Genomic DNA, 22,721 nt, shown 5'->3' with positions numbered 1-22,721 from the left:
AGTTTTTGTTGCATTCTACTTTTAATGATTATATACTACTGTTAGTACCTAGTCATAAAAATGGATGGTGCGGTATGAAAAAAAGAAGAAGTAAAAAAGAAAGACAAGAGTTATTACAACAAACAATCGAATCAAATCCTTTTATTACGGATGAAGATTTAGCGGAAAAATTTCAAGTGAGTATACAAACAGTACGACTTGATCGTATGGAATTGTCTATTCCTGAATTAAGAGAGAGAATTAAACATGTAGCTACAAAGCAACATGAAGAAGATGTGAAATCTTTACCGTTAGAAGAGGTTGTTGGAGAAATTATTGATATTGAATTAGATAGACATGCAATCTCTATCTTTGAAGTAAAGGTAGAACATGTATTTAAAAGAAATCAAATTGCCCGTGGGCATCATCTGTTTGCGCAAGCAAACTCACTAGCTGTTGCAGTTATTGATGAAGAATTAGCTTTAACTGCAAAGTCTACCATTCGATACATTCGCCCTGTAAAATTAGGAGAGCGTGTTGTTGCAAAAGCGCGCGTTGAAGATGTAGAGAATGATAAGGGACGGACGGTTGTCAAAGTGCGTAGCTTCGTTGGAGAAGAACTTGTTTTTACAGGCACTTTTGAAATGTATCGATCTAGTAATTATAGTGAGGAAGGTAACAACTTATGAAAATCGCAATAGATGCAATGGGCGGAGATCACGCTCCAAAGGCTGTAGTATTAGGGGCAATGAAAGCTATTAAGGAATATTCTGATTTACATATTACGTTAGTAGGGAAAGAAGAGGAAATTCGTCAATACTTAACGAGTGATGAACGAATTACTATTCTTCATACAGACGAAAAAATAGAATCAACGGAGGAACCAGTAAGAGCGGTTCGTCGAAAAAAACAAGCTTCAATGGTGCTTGCGGCACAACAAGTAAAGGATGGAGAAGCAGACGCTTGTATATCCGCAGGTAGTACAGGAGCTTTAATGGCAGCTGGATTATTTGTTGTCGGTCGTATGGAAGGAATTGAGCGACCAGCTTTATCGCCTACAATGCCAACTGTAGATGGAAAAGGTTTTGTTATGTTAGATGTTGGAGCAAATGTTGATGCAAAACCAATTCATTTATATCAATATGCAGTAATGGGATCTGTTTATGCTGAGAAGGTAAGAGGAATTGAAAATCCTCGCGTTGGACTATTAAACGTTGGAACAGAGGATGGAAAAGGAAACGAGCTTTCAAAGCAAGTATTTGCAATGCTTAAAGATGCGCCAATTAATTTCGTTGGGAACATTGAATCAAGAGATTTATTGCAAGGTGTAGCAGATGTTGTTGTATGTGATGGTTTTACAGGGAATGTAGCGTTGAAATCATTAGAGGGAACAGCACTTGCGCTATTCTCTATGTTGAAAGAACAATTAATGAGTTCATTTACGAGTAAATTAGCAGCGGCGGTATTAAAGCCAAAACTTATGGTATTAAAAGATAAAATGGATTATTCGGAGTATGGAGGAGCTGCATTATTTGGATTGAAAGCACCTGTCATTAAGGCTCACGGTTCTTCTAATGACCAGTCGATATTTAGTGCGATTCGTCAAACGAGAGAAATGGTAGCGAAAGAAGTAATTCCTACGATTTCAAGCGTAATGGAGAAAGAGTCACTCCAATAAGAGGAGGATTTGAAATGGGAAAAATAGCATTTCTTTTTCCGGGCCAAGGTTCACAGGCAGTTGGAATGGGTAAACAATTAGCAGAGAATAATAAAGAGGTTGCAAAAGTGTTTGCAAAAGCAGATGAGGTGTTGCAAGATTCACTTTCAGAAGTGATTTTTGAAGGACCGCAGGAAAAGCTTACATTAACAACAAATGCGCAGCCTGCATTATTAACAACGAGTTTTGCTATTTTGACAGCTTTGAAAGAGTATGACATTACACCTGACTTTGTCGCTGGTCATAGTTTAGGTGAATATAGCGCTCTTGTAGCAGCTGGTGCATTAACTTTTGAAGATGCGGTATATGCTGTAAGGAAACGCGGGGAATATATGGAAGAAGCTGTTCCGGGCGGGGAAGGTGCAATGGCAGCTATATTAGGTGCTGACCCACATATGCTGAAACAAGTTACAGAAGAAGTAACAAGTGAAGGATATGCAGTGCAAATCGCTAATATGAATAGTACGAAGCAAATTGTAATTTCTGGAACGAAGCAAGGCGTAGAGGTTGCTTCTCAAAGAGCGAAAGAAAATGGTGCAAAGAGAGCAATTCCACTAAAAGTAAGTGGGCCATTCCATTCTTCACTTATGAAGCCGGCAGCTGAGAAGTTTCAAAGTGTTTTGAATGAAATTACAATTCATGATACGAACATTCCTGTTATTGCAAATGTTACGGCGGATGTTATTACACGTGGTGCCGACATTCAAGAAAAGTTAATCGAACAGCTTTATTCGCCTGTATTATGGTACCCGTCTATTGAATGTATGGTGAAGCAGGGAGTAGATACATTTATTGAAATTGGGCCTGGAAAAGTACTTGCTGGACTTATGAAGTCAATTGATTCATCAGTGAAAGCATATGCGATATATGATGAAGAGACATTAAAAGATACCATTTCAAATTTGAGAGGAGAAAACTGATGTTAAAAGGGAAGGTAGCATTAGTAACTGGCGCTTCACGTGGAATTGGTCGCGCGATTGCGATCGATTTAGCGAAACAAGGGGCAAATGTAGTAGTAAATTATGCAGGTAATGAACAAAAAGCAAATGAAGTAGTAGATGAAATTAAGAAATTAGGTTCTGATGCAATTGCGGTAAAAGCAGATGTTGCAAATGCTGATGATGTTACAAATATGGTGAAACAAACAGTAGATACATTTGGACAAGTTGATATTCTTGTAAATAATGCTGGTGTAACAAAAGATAATTTATTAATGCGTATGAAAGAAGAAGAATGGGATACAGTTATTAATACAAACTTAAAAGGTGTATTCTTATGTACAAAAGCAGTATCTCGTTATATGATGCGTCAACGTCACGGTAGAATTATAAATATCGCTTCTGTTGTGGGTGTTATAGGAAACCCAGGGCAAGCTAATTATGTTGCTGCTAAAGCGGGTGTTATTGGATTAACAAAAACATCTGCAAAAGAGTTAGCAAGTCGAAATATTACTGTGAATGCAATTGCGCCGGGCTTTATTGCGACTGATATGACGGATGTACTAGATGAGAATATTAAAGCTGAAATGTTAAAAGTTATTCCAGCTGCTCAATTTGGTGAAGCGAAAGATATCGCGAATGCTGTAACGTTTTTTGCTTCTGATCAAAGCAAATATGTTACAGGTCAAACGTTAAATGTTGATGGCGGTATGGTAATGTAATAAAAGAATCGATTTCACCTAGTTTTTTTGGTCAATATTTAATATAATATTTGAGGGGAGGTGAATGGAATGGCAGATGTTTTAGAGCGCGTAACAAAAATCATCGTTGATCGTTTAGGAGTAGAAGAGACTGAGGTAGTACCAGCTGCAAGCTTCAAGGAAGATTTAGGAGCAGACTCCCTAGATGTAGTAGAACTTGTAATGCAATTAGAAGATGAATTCGAAATGGAAATTTCTGATGAAGATGCTGAAAAGATTGCTACTGTTGGCGATGCTGTGACTTACATAGAGAGTCATCTATAATGCTTAAGTGAAGTCCCGTTTTTTAGCGGGGCTTTCTGGCTTATATCTGGAGGGACCTATGCCGTACCGAAAATATAGAGAAAAAAAATACGAAACAAAATATCGTGAAGCATTTAAAGTGTTTCAAGAAAAGATAGGTATTACGTTTACAGATGAAAAATTATTGATTCAAGCATTTACGCATTCATCGTATGTGAATGAGCATCGAAAAAAACCGCATGAAGATAATGAGCGTCTTGAATTTCTTGGAGATGCAGTATTGGAACTGACTGTATCACAGTATCTGTTTCAAAAATATCCGACAATGAGCGAAGGAGAGTTAACAAAACTACGTGCAGCTATTGTATGTGAGCCATCTCTTGTTCGTTTTGCGAACGAATTGTCATTTGGCAGCCTTGTTTTATTAGGAAAAGGTGAAGAAATGACAGGTGGACGTGAACGACCAGCTTTATTAGCGGATGTCTTTGAAGCGTTTATTGGTGCCCTTTATCTTGATCAAGGGCTAGAAACAGTTTGGGAATTCTTAAAAGAAATTGTATATCCGAAAATTAATGAGGGTGCTTTTTCTCATGTGATGGATTATAAGAGTCAGTTGCAAGAATTGATTCAGCGTGATGGCAGTGGCAATGTTGAGTATCAAATTTTGCAAGAAAAAGGACCAGCTCACAATCGAGAATTTGTGTCACGTGTTACGTTAAATAACGTAGCTTTAGGTCTTGGTAGTGGTAAGTCGAAAAAAGAAGCAGAGCAACAAGCTGCTGCAGAAGCATTGAAAAAATTAAAAGAACAACTATAAGGAATCCCCCTTTGAATGAGGGGGATTCCTTATGCATAGAATGAAACTTTCTTTTTGTTTATAAAGAAAAAGAAGGTAAATCCGTATAATACTTGTTTTTATATAGAGAACATTTATAACGACGGAGAATAGGAGGAAGGCCTTTCGTGTTTTTAAAAAGATTAGAAATAGCAGGGTTTAAGTCTTTTGCTGAGCGTGTATCTGTTGATTTTGTCCCAGGTGTAACTTCTGTAGTAGGACCTAATGGAAGCGGGAAAAGTAATATTACTGATGCAATTCGCTGGGTACTTGGTGAACAATCTGCAAAATCATTACGTGGTGCAAAGATGGAGGATATTATTTTTGCAGGCAGTGATACGAGGAGAGCGGTTAATGTTGCTGAAGTAACAATAACTTTAAATAATGAAGATCAACGTTTACCAATTGAATACAATGAGGTGTGTGTAACACGTCGTGTATCTCGTTCAGGTGATAGTGATTTTTATATTAATAAACAATCATGTAGATTGAAAGATATTATCGATTTATTTATGGACTCTGGTATGGGAAGAGAAGCTTTTTCAATTATTAGCCAGGGGAAAGTGGAAGAGATTTTAAGTAGTAAGTCAGAAGAGCGTCGAGGTGTATTTGAAGAAGCGGCAGGCGTACTAAAATACAAACTTCGCAAAAAGAAAGCTGAAGGGAAACTAGCAGAAACACAAGAAAACTTAAATCGTGTACAAGATATAATTCATGAATTAAGTAGTCAAGTAGAACCTTTAGAAAGACAAGCTTCTATTGCGAAAGATTATCTTGAGAATAAAGAAGAATTAGAGAAAGTAGAAGCTGCGCTTATTGTTCATGAAATTGAAGAATTGCATGAGAAATGGGAAGCGCTTCGAAATCAGTTTGGGCATAATAAAAACGAAGAAGCTAAAATGTCAACGAATTTACAAAAAAGTGAAGAAGAGCTTGAGGAATTACGAGGACAATTACAAGCGGTAGACGAGTCTGTAGACTCGTTGCAAGAAGTACTTCTTCTTTCTAGTAAAGAGCTAGAAAAACTAGAAGGGCAGCGTGAGTTGTTAAAAGAAAGAAAGCAAAATGCTACGACGCATTGTGCGCAACTTGAGCAGTTAATTGTTGAATTAACTGAGAAAGCTAAAAGTTACGATGGTGAGATTGAGTCAAGTACAGAATCTTTAATGCAATTTGTGAATGAAGTAAAAGAGTTGGAGCAAAAATTGCATGATAATGAGCAACTGCTTGCTACTTTTGCTGACAATTTAGAGGAACAGATTGAGAATTTAAAAGGTGACTATATTGAGCTTTTAAATCAACAAGCTAGTCATCGTAATGAATTATCTATGATTGAAGAACAATCGAAACAGCAAACGTCTAAAAACGAGCGTCTAGATGAAGAGAATGCGAAATATGTAGAAATGCGTATGGAAATTACAGCGAAAAAGACGAAACTTGTAGAAAGTTACGAACAAGCGAAAGAAAAAGTAGCTGGCATTCTCTCAAATATACAGAAGACAGAGGCGGCGCTTGGGAAATGTAAGACGCAGTATAGTGAAAATGAAACAAAACTGTATCAAGCATATCAATTTGTGCAACAGGCACGTTCTCGAAAAGAAATGCTTGAAGAGATGCAAGAAGATTATTCTGGATTCTATCAAGGTGTACGTGAAGTATTGAAAGCTAGAGAAAATAGGTTGCAAGGTATCGAGGGTGCTGTTGCGGAACTGTTAACGGTACCGAAAGAATACGAAGTTGCAATGGAAATCGCTCTAGGTGCAGCGATGCAGCATATTGTTGTACAAACAGAGGAACATGCTCGTAATGCGATTGCATTTCTAAAGCAAAATAAACATGGACGTGCAACGTTTTTACCGCAAGCTGTTATTAAAAGCAGATCGTTATCATTTGAGCAATTACGCATTGCAAATCAACACCCATCGTTTGTAGGTGTGGCGGCAGAACTTGTGCAGTACAACAATAAATATGAAAATGTAGTTTCAAATTTATTAGGTACTGTTATTGTTGCGAAAGATTTACGTGGAGCAAATGAGTTGGCGAAACAACTGCAATACCGTTATCGCATTGTAACAATCGAAGGTGACGTAGTGAATCCTGGCGGTTCTATGACTGGTGGGGCGGTAAAGCAAGCGAAATCTTCTTTATTAGGACGCCAACGTGAACTGGAAGAGTGGACTCGCAAGTTAACTGATATGGAAGAAAAAACAACGAAGTTAGAAAACTTTGTTAAAGCAGTAAAACAAGAGATTCAAGAAAAAGAAGTGAAAATACGCGAACTAAGGCAAACTGTAGAAGCAGATCGTGTAGATGAGCAGAAATTAAGAGAAGAGATTAATCGTTTAGAATTAGAAGAACATCGTATTAATGATCGGTTGTCTATTTATGATTTAGAGATTGAAGGGTTTTTACAAGATCGAGTAAAAATGCAAGGGCGTAAAGAGGAGTTAGAAGGGGTTTTAACGAATCTTCAAGCTGAAATCACTAAGTTAGATAGTAAAATTGTAGCTTTAACAAAACAAAAAAGTGAGCAACATTCTTCGAAAGAAAAAGTTCAAAAAGAAATGACTGAGTTAAAAGTGCTGGCAGCTGAAAAGCAACAACGCTTATCTAATCAAAAAGAAAAAGTTGAACGATTGACGAAGGAAAAAGAAGAAACGGATGCGACACTTGTAAAAACGAAAGAGGATTTAGCGTTCTTAAAACAAGAAATGACATCTAATTCAAGTGGTGAAGAGCAAATTACGAATATGATTGAGAAGAAAGCATATGATCGTAATCAAACTTCAGAATTAATTCGCTCTCGTCGTGAACAACGTGTATCGTTGCAAGAGAGAGTAGAACATTTAGAGCGCAATTTGAAAGAAACGACAGGTAAACATAAATATGTTCTTGAAATGTTGAAAGATCAAGAAGTGAGAATAAATCGACTGGATGTAGAGTTGGAAAATAGATTACAACATTTACGTGAAACATATACGATTTCATTTGAAGCGGCAAAACTAAAATATACAATGACAATGCCTGCAGAAGATGCGCGTAAGAAAGTAAAATTAATCAAATTATCCATAGAAGAGTTAGGTACAGTGAACCTAGGGGCAATTGATGAATATGAACGTGTAGCGGAGCGTCATACATTCTTACTAGAGCAGAGAGACGACTTAGAAGAAGCGAAAGCGACATTGCACCAGCTTATTACCGAAATGGATGAAGAAATGAAAAAACGCTTTTCTACTACGTTTGAAGGCATTAGAATGGAGTTTCAATCGGTATTCTCTGAATTATTTGGAGGCGGTAGAGCGGATTTAGTAATGACTAATCCAGAGGATTTACTAAATACGGGTATTGATATTGTAGCACAACCGCCAGGGAAGAAACTGCAGAACTTAGGTTTACTTTCAGGTGGAGAGCGTGCTTTAACAGCAATTGCGCTTTTATTTGGTATTTTAAAAGTACGCCCAGTACCGTTCTGTGTACTAGATGAGGTAGAGGCAGCCCTTGATGAGGCGAATGTAGCTCGTTTTGCACAGTATTTAAAGAAATTCAGTGATGAGACGCAGTTTATTGTAATTACACATAGAAAAGGTACAATGGAAGAGTCTGATGTGTTGTACGGTGTAACAATGCAAGAATCGGGGGTATCTAAACTTGTTTCGGTTCGTTTAGACGCCGGAGAAGAACTTATTGCAAGTGAATAGGAAGGATGGGAAAGTATGAGTTTTTTTAAAAAACTAAAAGAAAAAATTTCAAAACAAACGGATACAGTTACAGAGAAATTTAAACAAGGATTAGAAAAAACGAGAAATTCATTTGCGGATAAAGTGAATGATTTAGTGTATCGTTACCGTAAAGTGGACGAAGATTTCTTCGAAGAGTTAGAAGAAATTTTAATCGGTGCAGACGTTGGCGTTGCGACGGTAATGGAATTAATTGACCAATTGAAAGAAGAAGTACAACGTCGTAACATTCAAGATCCAAAAGAAGTACAAGCTGTTATTTCAGAAAAACTAGTAGGAATTTACAAAGGTGACAGCGATTTTAGTAACGAAATTAATATGCAAGAGGACCAATTAACGGTCGTTTTATTTGTTGGTGTTAATGGTGTAGGAAAAACGACGACAATTGGTAAACTGGCGCATAAGTTTAAATCAGAAGGTAAGTCAGTCCTATTGGCGGCAGGAGACACATTCCGTGCTGGAGCGATTGAACAATTAGAAGTATGGGGCGATCGCGTTGGTGTAGAAGTGATTAAACAAGGATCTGGATCTGATCCAGCGGCGGTTATGTATGACGCTGTACAAGCAGCGAAAGCACGTAAGGTAGATGTATTACTATGTGACACAGCAGGACGCTTGCAAAATAAAGTGAACTTAATGAAAGAGTTAGAGAAGGTGAAGCGTGTAATTGAGCGTGAAGTACCAGGTGCTCCTCATGAAGTATTGCTTGTTATTGATGCAACAACAGGACAAAACGGTTTAAGCCAAGCGAAAACATTCCGTGAAGCAACGAATGTAACTGGTATTGTTTTAACGAAGTTAGATGGAACTGCTAAAGGTGGTATTGTATTAGCGATTCGTAACGAAATGGATGTACCGGTGAAGTTTGTTGGATTAGGAGAGCAAATGGATGACTTGCAGCAGTTTGATCCAGAACAATATGTGTATGGTTTATTTGCGAACTTAGTAGAAACAGAAGAAGTATAAGCGAAAGAAGCGGTATTTCCGCTTCTTTTTCTATAAAAAATATATGATGTTAAGAAAAAAACTTGACACTCTTTTGGACTACATGTAAACTAATTCATGTAAAGGGAAATCACTTAACAAAGGATGATCCAACATGCTCGAAAAAACAACGAGAATGAACTATTTATTTGATTTTTATCAATCGTTGTTAACGCAAAAACAAAGAAGTTATATGTCGCTTTATTATCTAGATGATTTATCTCTTGGTGAAATTGCGGAAGAATTTGATGTAAGTCGCCAAGCCGTGTATGATAACATTAAACGGACTGAAGCGATGCTTGAAGAATATGAAGAAAAATTAGTATTACTTCAAAAGTTTCAAGAGCGACAGCGACTTGTTGCAAAGCTAAAACAGCTAATCAGCGAAGAAGAGCATGTGAATGAAGAAATGAAACAAGTTGTTGAAGCTATCGAAAAATTAGATTAGGAGGGCGGCAATATGGCATTTGAAGGATTAGCCGACCGACTTCAACAGACAATGCAAAAAATCCGCGGCAAAGGAAAAGTTTCTGAAGCCGATGTGAAAGAAATGATGAGAGAAGTTCGTCTAGCTCTTTTAGAAGCGGATGTTAACTTTAAAGTAGTAAAAGATTTTGTGAAGCGTGTGTCTGAACGTGCTGTCGGACAAGATGTAATGAAAAGTTTGACACCTGGACAACAAGTAATTAAAGTTGTACAGGAAGAACTTACAGAACTTATGGGCGGAGAGCAAAGCAAAATTGCTGTTGCTAATAAGCCACCGACTGTTATTATGATGGTTGGTCTGCAAGGTGCGGGTAAAACAACGACGACAGGTAAGCTTGCGAATTTGCTTCGTAAAAAGCATAATCGTAAACCGATGCTTGTTGCAGCGGATATTTACCGTCCAGCAGCGATTAAACAGCTTGAAACATTAGGGAAGCAATTGGACATGCCTGTATTTTCTTTAGGAGATCAAGTAAGTCCTGTTGAAATTGCGAAACAAGCGATTGCAAAAGCAAAAGAAGATCATCACGATTATGTTTTAATCGATACAGCGGGTCGCCTGCATATTGATGAAGAATTAATGGATGAATTAGCGAAAGTGAAAGAAGTTGCGAAACCGGATGAAATTTTCCTTGTTGTCGATGCGATGACGGGGCAAGACGCGGTAAATGTTGCACAAAGTTTCCATGAACAGTTAGGTTTAACAGGTGTTGTATTAACGAAATTAGATGGTGATACGCGCGGTGGTGCTGCATTATCTATTAAGGCTGTAACAAACACGCCGATTAAATTTGCTGGTATGGGTGAAAAACTAGATGCAATTGAAGCGTTCCATCCAGAGCGTATGGCATCCCGTATTTTAGGGATGGGCGATGTCTTAACGTTAATTGAAAAAGCGCAAGCTACAGTTGATGAAGAGAAAGCAAAAGAACTTGAGCAAAAAATGCGTACGCTTTCGTTTACGCTTGACGATTTCCTAGAACAACTTGGACAAGTGCGCCAACTTGGGCCGCTTGATGAATTGTTAGGAATGCTTCCTGGTGCAAATAAAATTAAAGGGCTGAAAAATGCGCAAGTTGATGAAAAACAAATTGGGCATATTGAGGCAATTATTCGTTCTATGACTAAATTAGAACGAGAACAACCGGAAATAATCAATGCTAGTCGCAAAAAGCGCATTGCCAAAGGTAGCGGTACAACTGTACAAGAAATCAATCGTCTAATTAAGCAATTCGATGACATGAAAAAAATGATGAAGACGATGACGGGAATGCAAAAAGGTAAGAAAAAAGGACTAGGTGGATTGAAGTTTCCATTCATGTAAGGAAAAAAAGATGGCTCTGTTAAGAAAAAATACTTTACAAAGCAATAGTCTTTTTGCTAATATAATTATCTGTGTGAAATAAATTCGGAGGTGCTTTATAAATGGCAGTTAAAATTCGTTTAAAACGTATGGGAGCTAAAAAAACTCCTTTCTATCGTGTAGTTGTTGCAGATTCTCGTTCTCCTCGTGACGGACGTTTCATTGAGGAAATCGGAACTTACAATCCAGTTGCTCAACCAGCTGAAGTTAAGATCAACGAAGAAGCAGCATTAAAATGGTTAGGAAATGGTGCTAAACCATCTGATACAGTTCGTAACTTATTCTCTAACCAAGGTATCATGGAGAAATTCCACTTATCTAAACAAGGTAAGTAATTGAGGCAATGACTATGAAGAAGTTAGTCGAGACGATTGTCAAGCCTCTTGTCGATTATCCTGAAGATGTAAAAGTTACACAGGAACTTTGCAACGGAGAGATAAAGTATCGATTAACTGTACATCCTGAGGATGTTGGAAAAGTCATTGGAAAGCAAGGGAGAGTTGCGAAAGCGATTCGAATGCTCTTGTATTCAGTGGGACATCATAATGATGAAAAAGTAACACTGGAAATTCAATAAACGTAAAAAGGGCGAGGAGTTATTCCTCTCCCTTTTTTAACATTTAAATAGAGATTGCATGTTCCATCTGCGAAATGGAGATGCTTAATTTATATAGAAACCAGGGGTGACATACTATTTATGACAAAATGGTTTAACGTAGGGAAAATTGTAAATACTCATGGCGTAAGAGGAGAAATCCGTGTTATTTCTCGTACTGATTTTCCAGAAGAGCGATATAAAGTAGGAAACACGCTATACATATCGAATGAGAAAGGCACAGACTATCTTCCGGTGAAGGTAACTTCTCATCGCCAACATAAGACATTCGATTTATTAACATTTGAAGGATATAACAATGTAGATGAAGTAGAGAAGTTTAAAGGTTCTTTAATAAAAGTACCAGAAGAGCAGTTAGGCGAACTTGCTGAAGGTGAATACTACTATCATGAAATTATTGGTTGCAGTGTTGTAACGGAAGAAGGAGAAGCGCTAGGGACAATCAAAGAGATTCTATCTCCTGGTGCAAATGATGTTTGGGTAATTAAACGCCCGAAGGGTCAAGATCTCTTAATTCCTTATATCGATGATGTTGTACTTCAAGTTAATATTGAAAATAAATTAGTAACCATTCATGTAATGGAAGGGCTGCTATAATGAAAATTGATATTTTAACGTTGTTCCCAGACATGTTTACCGGTGTATTTGGATCTTCTATATTAAAGAAGGCGCAAGAAAAAGAAGCGGTAAACCTTCGTGTTGTTAACTTTCGTGATTATACAACAAGTAAGCATAATAGCGTAGACGATTATCCTTACGGCGGAGGAGCTGGTATGGTGCTTACTCCTCAGCCTATTTTTGATGCTGTAGAGGATTTGACGAAAGAGACAGAGCGTAAGCCGAGAGTTGTCTTAATGTGTCCGCAGGGCGAAAGATTTACGCAGAAGAAAGCGGAAGAGCTTGCAGGGGAAGAACATTTAATCTTCGTATGTGGGCATTATGAAGGATATGACGAACGAATTCGTGAGCATCTCGTAACGGATGAGATTTCTATTGGTGACTATGTATTAACGGGCGGAGAATTAGCCTCTATGGTTATTACTGATAGTGTGGTACGTCTCTTGCCAGGTGTGCTAGGAAATCATGCTTCACAAGTAGAGGATTCGTTTAGTACAGGTTTATTAGAGCATCCTCATTATACACGTCCAGCTGATTTTCGTGGTATGAAGGTACCGGATGTATTAATGTCAGGGAATCATAAAAACATTGATGAATGGCGACATAAGGAATCTTTGCGCCGAACGTATACGCGTAGACCTGATTTATTAGATGAGAGAGAGCTATCTAAACAAGAGAAAAAATGGCTTGAGGAAATAAAGCGAGAGCAGTAATAACTTCATATATTTGCTATTGCAACAGGCCTAGTAATATGCTATTATAACATTTGTGCTACTGAAATCAGTAGCCGTATTAACGATGTTCCGCTGTAATTTATTAAGACTTTATAAGAGCATCTGTTTAAAGGAGAGAATTTAATATGCAACAATTAATCGCAGAAATTACAAAAGGCCAATTAAAAACTGACCTTCCTTCATTCCGTCCTGGTGACACTTTACGTGTACACGTAAAAGTTGTTGAGGGAACTCGTGAAAGAATTCAGCTTTTCGAAGGTGTTGTAATTAAACGTCGTGGTGGCGGAATCAGTGAAACATTCACAGTTCGTAAGATTTCTTACGGTGTAGGTGTTGAGCGTACATTCCCAGTTCACACGCCAAGAATCGCGAAAATCGAAGTACTTCGCCGTGGTAAAGTACGTCGTGCTAAGTTATACTACTTACGTAACCTTCGCGGTAAAAAAGCACGTATTAAAGAAATTCGATAAGACATGTATGGGAGCTTGTAAATGCACAAGCTCCCTTTTTCCAATCTATATGAAATTTTGGTATAATACGAGCAGTTTACATAACCGTGGAGGGGAAATGCATGAAAAAAGAGAAGAGTTCACTTTGGGAATGGATTAAAGCAATTTTGATTGCTGTTGTATTAGCTGGTGTTATTAGACAGTTTTTCTTTGCGCCAATTCTCGTAGACGGGGTATCGATGGCACCTACTTTACATGATCGTGATCGAATGATTGTGAATAAAATTGGTTATCACATTGGAGATCCAAAACGCTTTGATATTATCGTATTTCGAGCAACAGAAGATAAAGATTACATTAAGCGCATTATAGGCCTGCCAGGCGATGAAATAGAGTATCGTAATGATAAACTGTATATTAACGGAAAGGCTTATGAGGAGCCGTATTTAGACAAGCAGAAAAAGCAAATTGCTGACGGACCGCTTACATATGATTTTAATCTTGAAGAAATGACAGGCAAGAAAACCGTTCCAAAAGATCAATTATTTGTTTTAGGTGATAATCGTCGTTTTAGTAAAGATAGCCGTTCAATCGGTACGATTTCAATGGATCAAGTAATTGGTAAAGCTAATATGTTATATTGGCCGTTAGAAGACGCACGTATTGTGAAATAAATGAAAAAGAAGGTGGCAACATGGTAATTCAATGGTTTCCAGGGCATATGGCGAAGGCTAGACGCCAAGTAACGGAGAAATTAAAATTAATTGATGTTGTAATTGAACTTGTAGATGCTCGATTACCATTATCATCTCGAAACCCAATGATTGATGAAATCATTACACATAAGCCAAGGCTTGTTGTTTTAAATAAAGCGGATATGGCAGATGATCGTTTAACAAAACAATGGATCGCATATTTTAAAGAAAAAGGCCATATGGCAATTTCAATTAACGCGCAAGCTGGACAAGGTATGAAGGAAATTGCAGCAGCTTGTAAAGTGCTTGTTAAAGAAAAATTTGATAAAATGGTTGCAAAAGGTATTAGACCGAGAGCGATTCGTGCATTAATTGTAGGTATACCAAATGTTGGTAAATCTACATTGATTAATAAATTGGCAAAGAAAAATATTGCTAAAACAGGAGATCGTCCAGGTGTGACAACAGCTCAACAATGGATTAAAGTTGGGAAGGAAATGGAATTGTTAGATACACCAGGTATTCTGTGGCCTAAATTTGAAGATCAATTAGTGGGTCTTCGCTTAGCGACAACGGGTGCAATTAAAGATTCAATTTTAAATTTACAAGATGTAGCTGTTTACGCATTACGTTTTATGGAGAAACATTATCCAGAACGCTTGAAAGAACGCTATAATTTAAATGAGATTCCAGAAGATATTGTGGAATTATTCGATGCAATTGGAAAAAATAGAGGCTGCTTAATGGGCGGCGGAATGATTGATTATGATAAGACATCTGAGCTTGTGCTTCGTGAGCTTCGTGGTGGCAAACTTGGAAAAATGACGTTTGAAACACCGGAAGAGTTTGCAGAGCAAGTAGAAGATGTGGAAAAAATAGAAGAAGTATAAGACGTGCGTTTGTGCGTCTTTTCTTTTTGGATATGTTTAAAAAGGAGCTTGTATAAATGCAAACTATAACGATAAAAGAAGCAGAAAATGTATTGAAAGAAATTATGAATGAAGAAGATGATCGCTTTCAACTGTTAATGAAAGATGATCGAAAAGGTGTTCAAAAGCTCGTTTTGAAGTGGTATAAACAAAAAGAGTTAGAACAGAAAGAAAAAGAGAAGTTTTTTGAAATGTCCAAGTATGAAAATGCTTTGCGTGAAAAAGGGGTCACATATATCGCGGGTATTGATGAAGTAGGGCGCGGGCCATTGGCTGGGCCTGTTGTGACGGCAGCTGTCGTTCTTCCTGAGGATTTTTATATTCCAGGGTTAAATGATTCGAAAAAGTTGAGTGAAGCGAAACGTGAGCGTTTTTATGATGAAATAAAAGTACAAGCAATTGCAATTGGAGTAGGAATTGTATCGCCGCAAGTTATTGATGACATTAATATTTACCAAGCAACGAAACAAGCGATGTTAGATGCAGTTGCGAATTTATCTTGTACACCCCAACATTTATTAATTGATGCGATGAAACTTCCTACACCAATTCCACAAACATCAATTATTAAAGGTGATGCGAAAAGTGTTTCGATTTCAGCCGCATCCATTATCGCAAAAGTAACGAGAGATCGTATGATGAAAGAACTGGGAGAGAAGTATCCTCAATATGGATTTGAGCAACATATGGGATATGGCACAAAGCAACATTTAGAGGCAATTCAAGTGCATGGAGTATTAGATGAACACCGAAAGTCATTCGCGCCAATTAAAGATATGATTCAAAAATAAGCTGTAAATATACAGCTTATTTTTTTATTTTGGCATATAAACATTACTATTTCCGAAAAAGAATAAAGCGATTTCAGTTTTCTGACACTTTATTGTAGACAGCGTGCCAATCATCTTATACAATGGCAATGTAATGTTTTTTAAACATTAAAAAACTTTTCGAGTAAAACAGGAAAACAGGGGAGGATGGGACCATGAATATCCATGAGTACCAAGGTAAGGCAGTCCTTAGAAGCTATGGGGTTAGCGTTCCGAACGGGAAGGTTGCATTTACAGTAGAAGAAGCTGTAGAAGCGGCGAAAGAATTAGGAACAGATGTATGTGTAGTGAAAGCACAAATTCACGCTGGTGGACGCGGCAAAGCTGGCGGAGTAAAAGTTGCAAAAAATTTAGATGAAGTTCGTACATATGCAGAAAGCATTTTAGGAACTACACTTGTGACACATCAAACAGGTCCTGAAGGTAAGGAAGTAAAACGCTTACTTATCGAAGAAGGTTGCGATATTAAAAAAGAATATTATGTAGGTCTAGTTTTAGATCGTGCAACTTCTCAAGTTGTTTTAATGGCGTCTGAAGAAGGCGGAACAGAAATTGAAGAAGTAGCAGAAAAAACACCTGAAAAAATCTTTAAAGAATATATTGATCCAGCAGTAGGCTTACAAGGTTTCCAAGCGCGCCGAATCGCATTTAACATCAATATTCCAAAAGAGCTTGTAGGACAAGCTGTGAAGTTTATGATGGGCTTATACCGTGCGTTTATCGAAAAAGATTGCTCTATCGCTGAGATTAACCCACTTGTTACAACAGGTGAAGGTAAAGTTATGGCATTAGATGCAAAATTAAACTTTGATTCTAATGCATTATATCGCCATAAAGACATTTTAGAGCTTCGTGATCTTGATGAAGAGGATTCAAAAGAAATTGAAGCTTCAAAATACGACTTAAACTACATTCCTTTAGATGGAAATATCGGTTGTATGGTTAATGGTGCAGGTTTAGCGATGGCTACAATGGATATCATTAAACATTACCACGGTGACCCAGCTAACTTCTTAGATGTTGGTGGCGGTGCAACTGCAGAAAAAGTTACAGAAGCATTCAAAATTATCCTTTCTGACAAAAATGTAAAAGGTATCTTTGTTAACATTTTTGGTGGCATTATGAAGTGTGATGTTATTGCAGAAGGTGTTATTGAAGCAACGAAACAAGTAGGTCTTGAGTTACCTTTAGTTGTACGTCTTGAAGGTACAAACGTAGAACTAGGTAAGAAAATTTTAAATGAGTCTGGCTTAAATATTGTTGCAGCAGAATCTATGGCAGACGGTGCACAAAAAATTGTTTCACTAGTGGGCTAATAGAAAGCGGGGGAGAAAAATGAGCGTATTAGTTAATAAAGATACAAAAGTTATTGTTCAAGGTATTACAGGTTCTCAAGGTTTATTCCATACAAAACAAATGATTGAATACGGTACAAAAATTGTCGGTGGTGTAACACCAGGTAAGGGCGGCACTGATATTGAAGGTGTACCAGTATTTGATACAGTAGAAGATGCAGTGAAAGCAACAGGCGCAAACGCTTCAGTTGTATACGTTCCACCCGCTTTTGCGGCAGATGCAATTATGGAAGCTGTTGATGCAGAAATTGATTTAGTAGTATGTATTACTGAAGGGATTCCTGTATTAGATATGGTAAACGTAAAGAGATATATGGCGGGTAAACATACACGTTTACTTGGACCAAACTGCCCAGGTGTAATCACACCGGATGAATGTAAGATTGGTATTATGCCAGGATATATTCATAAAAAAGGTCATGTTGGTATCGTATCTCGCTCTGGTACATTAACGTATGAAGCTGTACATCAGTTAACACAAGAAGGTATTGGCCAATCTACTGCTGTAGGTATCGGCGGAGACCCTGTTAACGGTACAGACTTTATTGATGCTTTAAAAGCATTTAATGAAGATGAAGAAACACATGCTGTAATTATGATTGGTGAAATCGGCGGTACAGCAGAAGAAGAGGCAGCTGAATGGGTAAAAGCTAATATGACAAAACCTGTTGTAGGCTTCATTGGTGGTCAAACAGCGCCTGCTGGCAAACGTATGGGCCATGCTGGTGCAATCATTTCTGGCGGTAAAGGAACTGCTGCTGAAAAGATTAAAACAATGGAAGCTTGTGGCATTAAAGTAGCTGAAACTCCAGCAGTTATGGGAGAAACGCTAATCTCTGTTTTAAAAGAAAAAGGTTTATTTGAGACTTGTAAAAACTATTAATCTGTTGAAAGACACCTTCTTACTTGAGGGTGTCTTTTTAGACTTTTTCTGTTTACATAATAAAAATTATGGGTAAGGAGAATCAAGATGAAAAGAGAGAGATTATTACATCTTCATTACTTGCTAGCAGATTATTGGAAAGCGATGGAGAGGCTACTATATGTCGATCCAGAATTAGAGAACATATATAATTTTAACGAAAAACAAATGGAACACTACACTGGAATATCCTCGAAAAAATCTTCAGAACTAGTAAAATTTCTTCAAAGTTCAAATCTTCCGCAATATATATCTTATTTAGAGAAAAATCGTATTTTTTATATAACGATATGGGATGAAAATTATCCGCAATTATTACGTGAAATACAAGACCCTCCCTTCGTTTTATATGGAAAAGGAGAGAAAGATTTCCTGAATAAAGTAAATAAATTAGCAGTTGTTGGAACGAGAGAACCATCATTATATGGTCATGAGAGTTTGAAGTTTATTTTACACCCTTTATTAGAAAGAGAGTGGCTTATTGTCAGTGGGTTTGCAAAAGGGATAGATACAATGTCTCATGAGATTACAGTAAGGCATCATTGCCCGACTATTGCGATATTAGGGCATGGATTGTCTTTTATGTATCCGAAAGAAAATAGACCTTTATATGAAATGTGGAAGGAATATATATTGTTATTGACAGAGTATCCGCCGCACTATGCACCGAAAAAATGGTATTTTCCAAAAAGAAACCGGATTATTAGTGGTATAAGTAAAGGTGTTTTAGTTGTAGAAGCGAAATCGAGAAGTGGAACACTTATTACTGCGGACCTTGCGTTAGAGCAAAGTAGAGAGGTATTTGCGCTTCCTGGACCTATATTTATAGAGGGGGCATCGGGAACGAATCATCTTATTCAGCAAGGAGCAAAACTAGTAAGAAATGCAGAAGATATCTTGGAAGAGATTTTAAATTAACCTTATATTTTTATGTTTTTATTAAACAATTATTGACAAATGGTAGATTGGCACTGTATGGTATATTCATTCTTGATTGACAAAAACAAGAGAAATCAATAAGATTAATGAAGACTTGAATCCACCTCTTAAGGAGGCACTAGCATGTCAGATTACCTCGTAATCGTGGAGTCGCCTTCTAAGGCGAAGACCATTGAGAAATATTTAGGGAAAAAATACAAAGTTGTCGCGTCTATGGGACATGTTCGCGATTTGCCAAAAAGTCAAATGGGGATAGAAGTAAAGAACAACTTCACCCCGAAGTATATTACCATTCGTGGTAAAGGTCCCGTCTTAAAAGATTTAAAATCAGCGGCCAAAAAAGCAAAGAAAGTCTATCTCGCGGCCGATCCAGACCGTGAAGGGGAAGCGATTGCTTGGCATTTAGCGAATACGTTAAATGTGGACGTTGAATCAGATTGTCGGGTTGTGTTTAATGAGATTACGAAAGATGCGATCAAAGAATCATTTAAACATCCTCGTGCAATTAATATGGATTTAGTGGATGCACAACAAGCAAGACGTATACTTGATCGTCTTGTTGGTTACAATATTAGTCCTTTATTATGGAAGAAAGTAAAAAAAGGATTAAGTGCAGGACGTGTACAATCTGTAGCAGTTCGTTTAATCATCGAGCGTGAAAGGGAAATTCAAAACTTTGAACCTGAAGAATTCTGGACAATTAAAACAGAATTTGTAAAAGGAAAAGACACATTTGAAGCAAGCTTTTACGGTGTAGATGGTGAAAAAGTTCAATTAACAAATGAAACGCAAGTGAATGAAATAATTGAACAGATGAAAGACAATGCGTTTTCAGTTGAAAATGTAACGCGCAAAGAGCGAAAACGTAACCCTGCATTACCGTTTACAACATCTTCCTTGCAACAAGAAGCAGCCCGTAAGTTAAACATGCGAGCAAAGAAAACAATGATGCTTGCACAGCAATTGTATGAAGGGATAGATCTTGGAAAACAAGGAACTGTAGGTCTTATTACGTATATGAGAACTGATTCAACACGTATCTCAGAAACAGCTCAAACAGAGGCTCGTACTTACATCACTGAAGCGTATGGTACGGAATACATAGGAACAGAAAAGAAGAAAGAAACGAAAAAGTCAAATGCACAAGATGCGCATGAGGCAATTCGTCCTACTTCGGTAATGAGAAAGCCAGAGGAACTAAAAAGTTTCTTAGGTCGTGATCAACTTCGATTATATAAATTGATTTGGGAGCGATTTGTTGCAAGTCAAATGGCGTCTGCTATAATGGATACTGTGACAGCGAGACTCATTAATAACAATGTTCAGTTCCGTGCAAGTGGATCGGTTGTAAAGTTCCCGGGATTTATGAAAGTGTATGTAGAGTCAAAAGATGATGGTGCTGAAGAAAAGGATAAGATGTTGCCGCCTTTAGAAGTAGGGGAAACTGTATTTTCAAAGGATTTAGAACCAAAGCAACATTTTACACAACCTCCTCCGCGCTATACAGAGGCTCGCCTAGTAAGAACACTTGAAGAACTTGGAATTGGAAGACCGTCGACATATGTACCTACACTTGAAACGATTCAAAAGCGTGGGTATGTAGGCTTGGATAATAAACGCTTCGTTCCGACTGAACTTGGTGAAATAGTAATTGAACTTATTTTAGAGTTTTTCCCAGAAATTATTAACATTGAATTTACTGCCAATATGGAGCAAAGCCTTGATGAAGTAGAAGAAGGAAATGCGAATTGGGTAAAAATTGTTGATGATTTCTACGTAGGTTTTGAACCGCGTTTAGAAAAAGCGGAAAAAGAAATGCGTGAAGTGGAAATTAAAGATGAACCAGCTGGGGAAGATTGTGAATTATGTAATCACCCAATGGTCTTTAAAATGGGTAAATACGGGAAATTTATGGCTTGCTCGAATTTCCCAGATTGTCGTAATACAAAGCCGATTGTGAAAGAAATCGGTGTTACTTGTCCAAAGTGTGATAAGGGTCAAATTATTGAACGCCGTAGTAATAAAAAGAAACGTCTTTTCTATGGGTGCGGTACGTATCCGGAATGCGACTTTGTATCTTGGGATAAGCCAATTGGTCGTAAGTGTCCGAAGTGCGAAGGCATGCTTGTAGAGAAAAAGTTGAAAAAAGGCGTGCAAGTACAATGTATTTCGTGCGATTATGAAGAAGAACAACAAATGTGAGCGTAACTGCTCACATTTTTTTCGGGAAGAAAAGGAAAGGTGATATAAATGACAACACAAGTAGTAAACGTCATTGGCGCAGGTCTTGCAGGAAGTGAAGCAGCTTATCAAATTGCAAAACGTGGTGTCCAAGTTAGATTATATGAAATGAGACCGGTAAGGCAAACGCCAGCTCATCACACAGATAAATTCGCTGAATTAGTATGTAGTAACTCACTTCGTGCAAACACTTTAACAAATGCAGTTGGAGTTATTAAAGAGGAAATGCGCTTAATGGATTCTGTAATTATTCGTGCGGCGGATGAGTGCTCTGTACCAGCTGGAGGCGCTTTAGCTGTAGACCGTCATGAGTTCGCAGCTAAAGTAACAGAATACGTAAAGAACCATCCAAATGTAACTGTAATGAATGAAGAAATTACAGATATTCCAGAGGGACCGACAATTATTGCTACAGGTCCATTAACATCTCCTGATCTTTCTGCAAAATTGAAAGAATTAACAGGAGAAGATTATTTCTACTTCTATGATGCTGCAGCCCCAATCGTAGAAAAAGACAGCATTGACATGAATAAAGTATATTTAAAATCGCGTTATGACAAAGGTGAAGCTGCATATTTAAATTGCCCAATGACAGAAGAAGAGTTTGATCGTTTTTATGAGGCTCTAATTGCTGCTGAGACAGTGCCTTTAAAAGAGTTTGAAAAAGAAATTTTCTTTGAAGGTTGTATGCCAGTAGAGGTTATGGCAAGTAGAGGGAGACAGACGTTAGTATTTGGACCTATGAAACCTGTTGGATTGGAAGATCCAAAAACAGGGAAAACGCCATATGCTGTTGTTCAGTTACGTCAAGATGATGCAGCGGGGACTTTATACAATATCGTAGGTTTCCAAACACATTTAAAGTGGGGACCGCAAAAAGAAGTGTTACAGTTAATTCCAGGATTAGAAAATGCAGAGATTGTACGTTATGGTGTAATGCATCGTAATACGTTTATTAATTCACCTAATTTGCTTCGTCCAACATATCAATATAAACAACGGGATGATTTATTCTTCGCTGGTCAAATGACTGGAGTAGAGGGATATGTTGAATCGGCAGCATCAGGATTATTAGCAGGAATTAATGCTGCGCGTCTTGTGCAAGGTGAAGAGCCAGTTGTATTACCGCCAGTAACTGCGATGGGTAGCATGGCAAATTACATTACGGCAACGAACGCTAAAAACTTCCAACCGATGAATGCGAACTTCGGTCTATTTGCACCGTTAGAGAAGAAGATTAAAAAGAAAGCAGAACGAAATGAAGCGTACGCAGCACGCGCTTTAGAAACGATTCGAAATTTTGTAAATATTTAGTTAAATTTCTTGCAAAGGCTACTAAGTTGTGATACG

The 22,721-nt window shown here is 37.7% G+C and carries 23 protein-coding genes; all 23 read left to right on the top strand.

Annotated features, from left to right (window positions below; translation table 11 throughout):
• Positions 1 to 74: 74 nt before the first annotated feature.
• Complete coding sequence (fapR, locus tag HFD78_RS05030; protein ID WP_000747349.1) at positions 75 to 668, top strand: transcription factor FapR; 594 nt, start codon at positions 75 to 77, stop codon at positions 666 to 668.
• On the top strand, positions 665 to 1,657 hold the full coding sequence (plsX, locus tag HFD78_RS05025) for a phosphate acyltransferase PlsX (RefSeq protein ID WP_000684098.1): 993 nt from the start codon (positions 665 to 667) through the stop codon (positions 1,655 to 1,657). Before fapR ends, plsX begins: the two co-directional genes overlap by 4 nt.
• A gap of 14 nt (positions 1,658 to 1,671) precedes the next feature.
• The gene (fabD, locus tag HFD78_RS05020) at positions 1,672 to 2,616 is read left to right on the top strand and encodes an ACP S-malonyltransferase (RefSeq protein WP_000515903.1); all 945 of its coding nucleotides are present in this window, start codon (positions 1,672 to 1,674) and stop codon (positions 2,614 to 2,616) included.
• Positions 2,616 to 3,356 (top strand): 3-oxoacyl-[acyl-carrier-protein] reductase, encoded by a 741-nt coding sequence (gene fabG / locus HFD78_RS05015; protein WP_000911768.1) that lies wholly within the window; start codon positions 2,616 to 2,618, stop codon positions 3,354 to 3,356. Before fabD ends, fabG begins: the two co-directional genes overlap by 1 nt.
• A 69-nt stretch (positions 3,357 to 3,425) precedes the next feature.
• The gene (acpP, locus tag HFD78_RS05010) at positions 3,426 to 3,659 is read left to right on the top strand and encodes an acyl carrier protein (RefSeq protein ID WP_000786062.1); all 234 of its coding nucleotides are present in this window, start codon (positions 3,426 to 3,428) and stop codon (positions 3,657 to 3,659) included.
• A 58-nt stretch (positions 3,660 to 3,717) separates the two neighbouring features.
• The gene (gene rncS / locus HFD78_RS05005) at positions 3,718 to 4,455 is read left to right on the top strand and encodes a ribonuclease III (protein ID WP_001146875.1); all 738 of its coding nucleotides are present in this window, start codon (positions 3,718 to 3,720) and stop codon (positions 4,453 to 4,455) included.
• A gap of 146 nt (positions 4,456 to 4,601) precedes the next feature.
• A complete protein-coding gene (gene smc, locus HFD78_RS05000; protein ID WP_000478977.1) occupies positions 4,602 to 8,171 on the top strand; it encodes a chromosome segregation protein SMC in 3,570 nt (1,189 codons plus the stop codon).
• Positions 8,172 to 8,186: 15 nt separating this feature from the next.
• Positions 8,187 to 9,176 carry a signal recognition particle-docking protein FtsY gene (gene ftsY, locus HFD78_RS04995; protein WP_000007655.1) on the top strand — a complete coding sequence of 330 codons (990 nt, stop codon included), beginning with the start codon at positions 8,187 to 8,189 and terminating at the stop codon, positions 9,174 to 9,176.
• A gap of 133 nt (positions 9,177 to 9,309) precedes the next feature.
• Entirely contained in the window at positions 9,310 to 9,642 is a 333-nt protein-coding gene (locus HFD78_RS04990) for a putative DNA-binding protein (RefSeq protein ID WP_000891062.1), read from the top strand.
• Between the two features lie 12 nt (positions 9,643 to 9,654).
• Positions 9,655 to 11,004 carry a signal recognition particle protein gene (gene ffh, locus HFD78_RS04985; protein WP_000863460.1) on the top strand — a complete coding sequence of 450 codons (1,350 nt, stop codon included), beginning with the start codon at positions 9,655 to 9,657 and terminating at the stop codon, positions 11,002 to 11,004.
• 101 nt (positions 11,005 to 11,105) lie between these two features.
• Complete coding sequence (rpsP, locus tag HFD78_RS04980; protein ID WP_000268750.1) at positions 11,106 to 11,378, top strand: 30S ribosomal protein S16; 273 nt, start codon at positions 11,106 to 11,108, stop codon at positions 11,376 to 11,378.
• Positions 11,379 to 11,392: 14 nt separating this feature from the next.
• Entirely contained in the window at positions 11,393 to 11,620 is a 228-nt protein-coding gene (locus HFD78_RS04975) for a KH domain-containing protein (RefSeq protein WP_000737401.1), read from the top strand.
• Between the two features lie 120 nt (positions 11,621 to 11,740).
• On the top strand, positions 11,741 to 12,256 hold the full coding sequence (gene rimM / locus HFD78_RS04970; protein ID WP_000170278.1) for a ribosome maturation factor RimM: 516 nt from the start codon (positions 11,741 to 11,743) through the stop codon (positions 12,254 to 12,256).
• Positions 12,256 to 12,990, top strand: coding sequence for a tRNA (guanosine(37)-N1)-methyltransferase TrmD (gene trmD / locus HFD78_RS04965; RefSeq protein ID WP_000686903.1), 735 nt, complete (start codon positions 12,256 to 12,258; stop codon positions 12,988 to 12,990). Before rimM ends, trmD begins: the two co-directional genes overlap by 1 nt.
• A 146-nt stretch (positions 12,991 to 13,136) precedes the next feature.
• Positions 13,137 to 13,481, top strand: a complete 345-nt coding sequence (gene rplS / locus HFD78_RS04960; RefSeq protein WP_001186516.1) for a 50S ribosomal protein L19 — start codon at positions 13,137 to 13,139, stop codon at positions 13,479 to 13,481.
• 101 nt (positions 13,482 to 13,582) lie between these two features.
• Positions 13,583 to 14,134: a signal peptidase I gene (gene lepB / locus HFD78_RS04955; RefSeq protein ID WP_000711851.1), complete on the top strand. Its 552-nt coding sequence runs from the start codon at positions 13,583 to 13,585 to the stop codon at positions 14,132 to 14,134.
• Positions 14,135 to 14,154: 20 nt separating this feature from the next.
• On the top strand, positions 14,155 to 15,045 hold the full coding sequence (ylqF, locus tag HFD78_RS04950) for a ribosome biogenesis GTPase YlqF (protein ID WP_000236702.1): 891 nt from the start codon (positions 14,155 to 14,157) through the stop codon (positions 15,043 to 15,045).
• A 56-nt stretch (positions 15,046 to 15,101) separates the two neighbouring features.
• Positions 15,102 to 15,875 (top strand): ribonuclease HII, encoded by a 774-nt coding sequence (locus tag HFD78_RS04945; protein ID WP_001193513.1) that lies wholly within the window; start codon positions 15,102 to 15,104, stop codon positions 15,873 to 15,875.
• Positions 15,876 to 16,069: 194 nt separating this feature from the next.
• Positions 16,070 to 17,230, top strand: a complete 1,161-nt coding sequence (sucC, locus tag HFD78_RS04940; protein ID WP_001020791.1) for an ADP-forming succinate--CoA ligase subunit beta — start codon at positions 16,070 to 16,072, stop codon at positions 17,228 to 17,230.
• Positions 17,231 to 17,249: 19 nt separating this feature from the next.
• Positions 17,250 to 18,152 carry a succinate--CoA ligase subunit alpha gene (sucD, locus tag HFD78_RS04935; RefSeq protein ID WP_000115178.1) on the top strand — a complete coding sequence of 301 codons (903 nt, stop codon included), beginning with the start codon at positions 17,250 to 17,252 and terminating at the stop codon, positions 18,150 to 18,152.
• 87 nt (positions 18,153 to 18,239) lie between these two features.
• Positions 18,240 to 19,109, top strand: coding sequence for a DNA-processing protein DprA (dprA, locus tag HFD78_RS04930; protein ID WP_000818039.1), 870 nt, complete (start codon positions 18,240 to 18,242; stop codon positions 19,107 to 19,109).
• Between the two features lie 144 nt (positions 19,110 to 19,253).
• Complete coding sequence (gene topA, locus HFD78_RS04925; protein WP_001286963.1) at positions 19,254 to 21,332, top strand: type I DNA topoisomerase; 2,079 nt, start codon at positions 19,254 to 19,256, stop codon at positions 21,330 to 21,332.
• A gap of 48 nt (positions 21,333 to 21,380) precedes the next feature.
• Complete coding sequence (gene trmFO, locus HFD78_RS04920) at positions 21,381 to 22,685, top strand: FADH(2)-oxidizing methylenetetrahydrofolate--tRNA-(uracil(54)-C(5))-methyltransferase TrmFO (protein WP_000213002.1); 1,305 nt, start codon at positions 21,381 to 21,383, stop codon at positions 22,683 to 22,685.
• Positions 22,686 to 22,721 lie beyond the last annotated feature (36 nt).

The organism is Bacillus sp. EKM501B (assembly GCF_011800505.1).
GTDB classification, from domain to species: Bacteria; Bacillota; Bacilli; order Bacillales; family Bacillaceae_G; genus Bacillus_A; species Bacillus_A cereus.
Note: the sequence above shows the minus strand (reverse complement) of the source record. Positions and strands in the feature narration are given on the sequence as shown.

Bases quoted from the DNA above. Each gene is read 5' to 3' on its own strand.
- fapR (WP_000747349.1), top strand. From the start codon at position 75: ATGAAAAAAAGAAGAAGTAAAAAAGAAAGACAAGAGTTATTACAACAA.
- plsX (WP_000684098.1), top strand. From the start codon at position 665: ATGAAAATCGCAATAGATGCAATGGGCGGAGATCACGCTCCAAAGGCT.
- fabD (WP_000515903.1), top strand. From the start codon at position 1,672: ATGGGAAAAATAGCATTTCTTTTTCCGGGCCAAGGTTCACAGGCAGTT.
- fabG (WP_000911768.1), top strand. From the start codon at position 2,616: ATGTTAAAAGGGAAGGTAGCATTAGTAACTGGCGCTTCACGTGGAATT.
- acpP (WP_000786062.1), top strand. From the start codon at position 3,426: ATGGCAGATGTTTTAGAGCGCGTAACAAAAATCATCGTTGATCGTTTA.
- rncS (WP_001146875.1), top strand. From the start codon at position 3,718: ATGCCGTACCGAAAATATAGAGAAAAAAAATACGAAACAAAATATCGT.
- ftsY (WP_000007655.1), top strand. From the start codon at position 8,187: ATGAGTTTTTTTAAAAAACTAAAAGAAAAAATTTCAAAACAAACGGAT.
- HFD78_RS04990 (WP_000891062.1), top strand. From the start codon at position 9,310: ATGCTCGAAAAAACAACGAGAATGAACTATTTATTTGATTTTTATCAA.
- ffh (WP_000863460.1), top strand. From the start codon at position 9,655: ATGGCATTTGAAGGATTAGCCGACCGACTTCAACAGACAATGCAAAAA.
- rpsP (WP_000268750.1), top strand. From the start codon at position 11,106: ATGGCAGTTAAAATTCGTTTAAAACGTATGGGAGCTAAAAAAACTCCT.
- HFD78_RS04975 (WP_000737401.1), top strand. From the start codon at position 11,393: ATGAAGAAGTTAGTCGAGACGATTGTCAAGCCTCTTGTCGATTATCCT.
- rimM (WP_000170278.1), top strand. From the start codon at position 11,741: ATGACAAAATGGTTTAACGTAGGGAAAATTGTAAATACTCATGGCGTA.
- trmD (WP_000686903.1), top strand. From the start codon at position 12,256: ATGAAAATTGATATTTTAACGTTGTTCCCAGACATGTTTACCGGTGTA.
- rplS (WP_001186516.1), top strand. From the start codon at position 13,137: ATGCAACAATTAATCGCAGAAATTACAAAAGGCCAATTAAAAACTGAC.
- lepB (WP_000711851.1), top strand. From the start codon at position 13,583: ATGAAAAAAGAGAAGAGTTCACTTTGGGAATGGATTAAAGCAATTTTG.
- ylqF (WP_000236702.1), top strand. From the start codon at position 14,155: ATGGTAATTCAATGGTTTCCAGGGCATATGGCGAAGGCTAGACGCCAA.
- HFD78_RS04945 (WP_001193513.1), top strand. From the start codon at position 15,102: ATGCAAACTATAACGATAAAAGAAGCAGAAAATGTATTGAAAGAAATT.
- sucC (WP_001020791.1), top strand. From the start codon at position 16,070: ATGAATATCCATGAGTACCAAGGTAAGGCAGTCCTTAGAAGCTATGGG.
- sucD (WP_000115178.1), top strand. From the start codon at position 17,250: ATGAGCGTATTAGTTAATAAAGATACAAAAGTTATTGTTCAAGGTATT.
- dprA (WP_000818039.1), top strand. From the start codon at position 18,240: ATGAAAAGAGAGAGATTATTACATCTTCATTACTTGCTAGCAGATTAT.
- topA (WP_001286963.1), top strand. From the start codon at position 19,254: ATGTCAGATTACCTCGTAATCGTGGAGTCGCCTTCTAAGGCGAAGACC.
- trmFO (WP_000213002.1), top strand. From the start codon at position 21,381: ATGACAACACAAGTAGTAAACGTCATTGGCGCAGGTCTTGCAGGAAGT.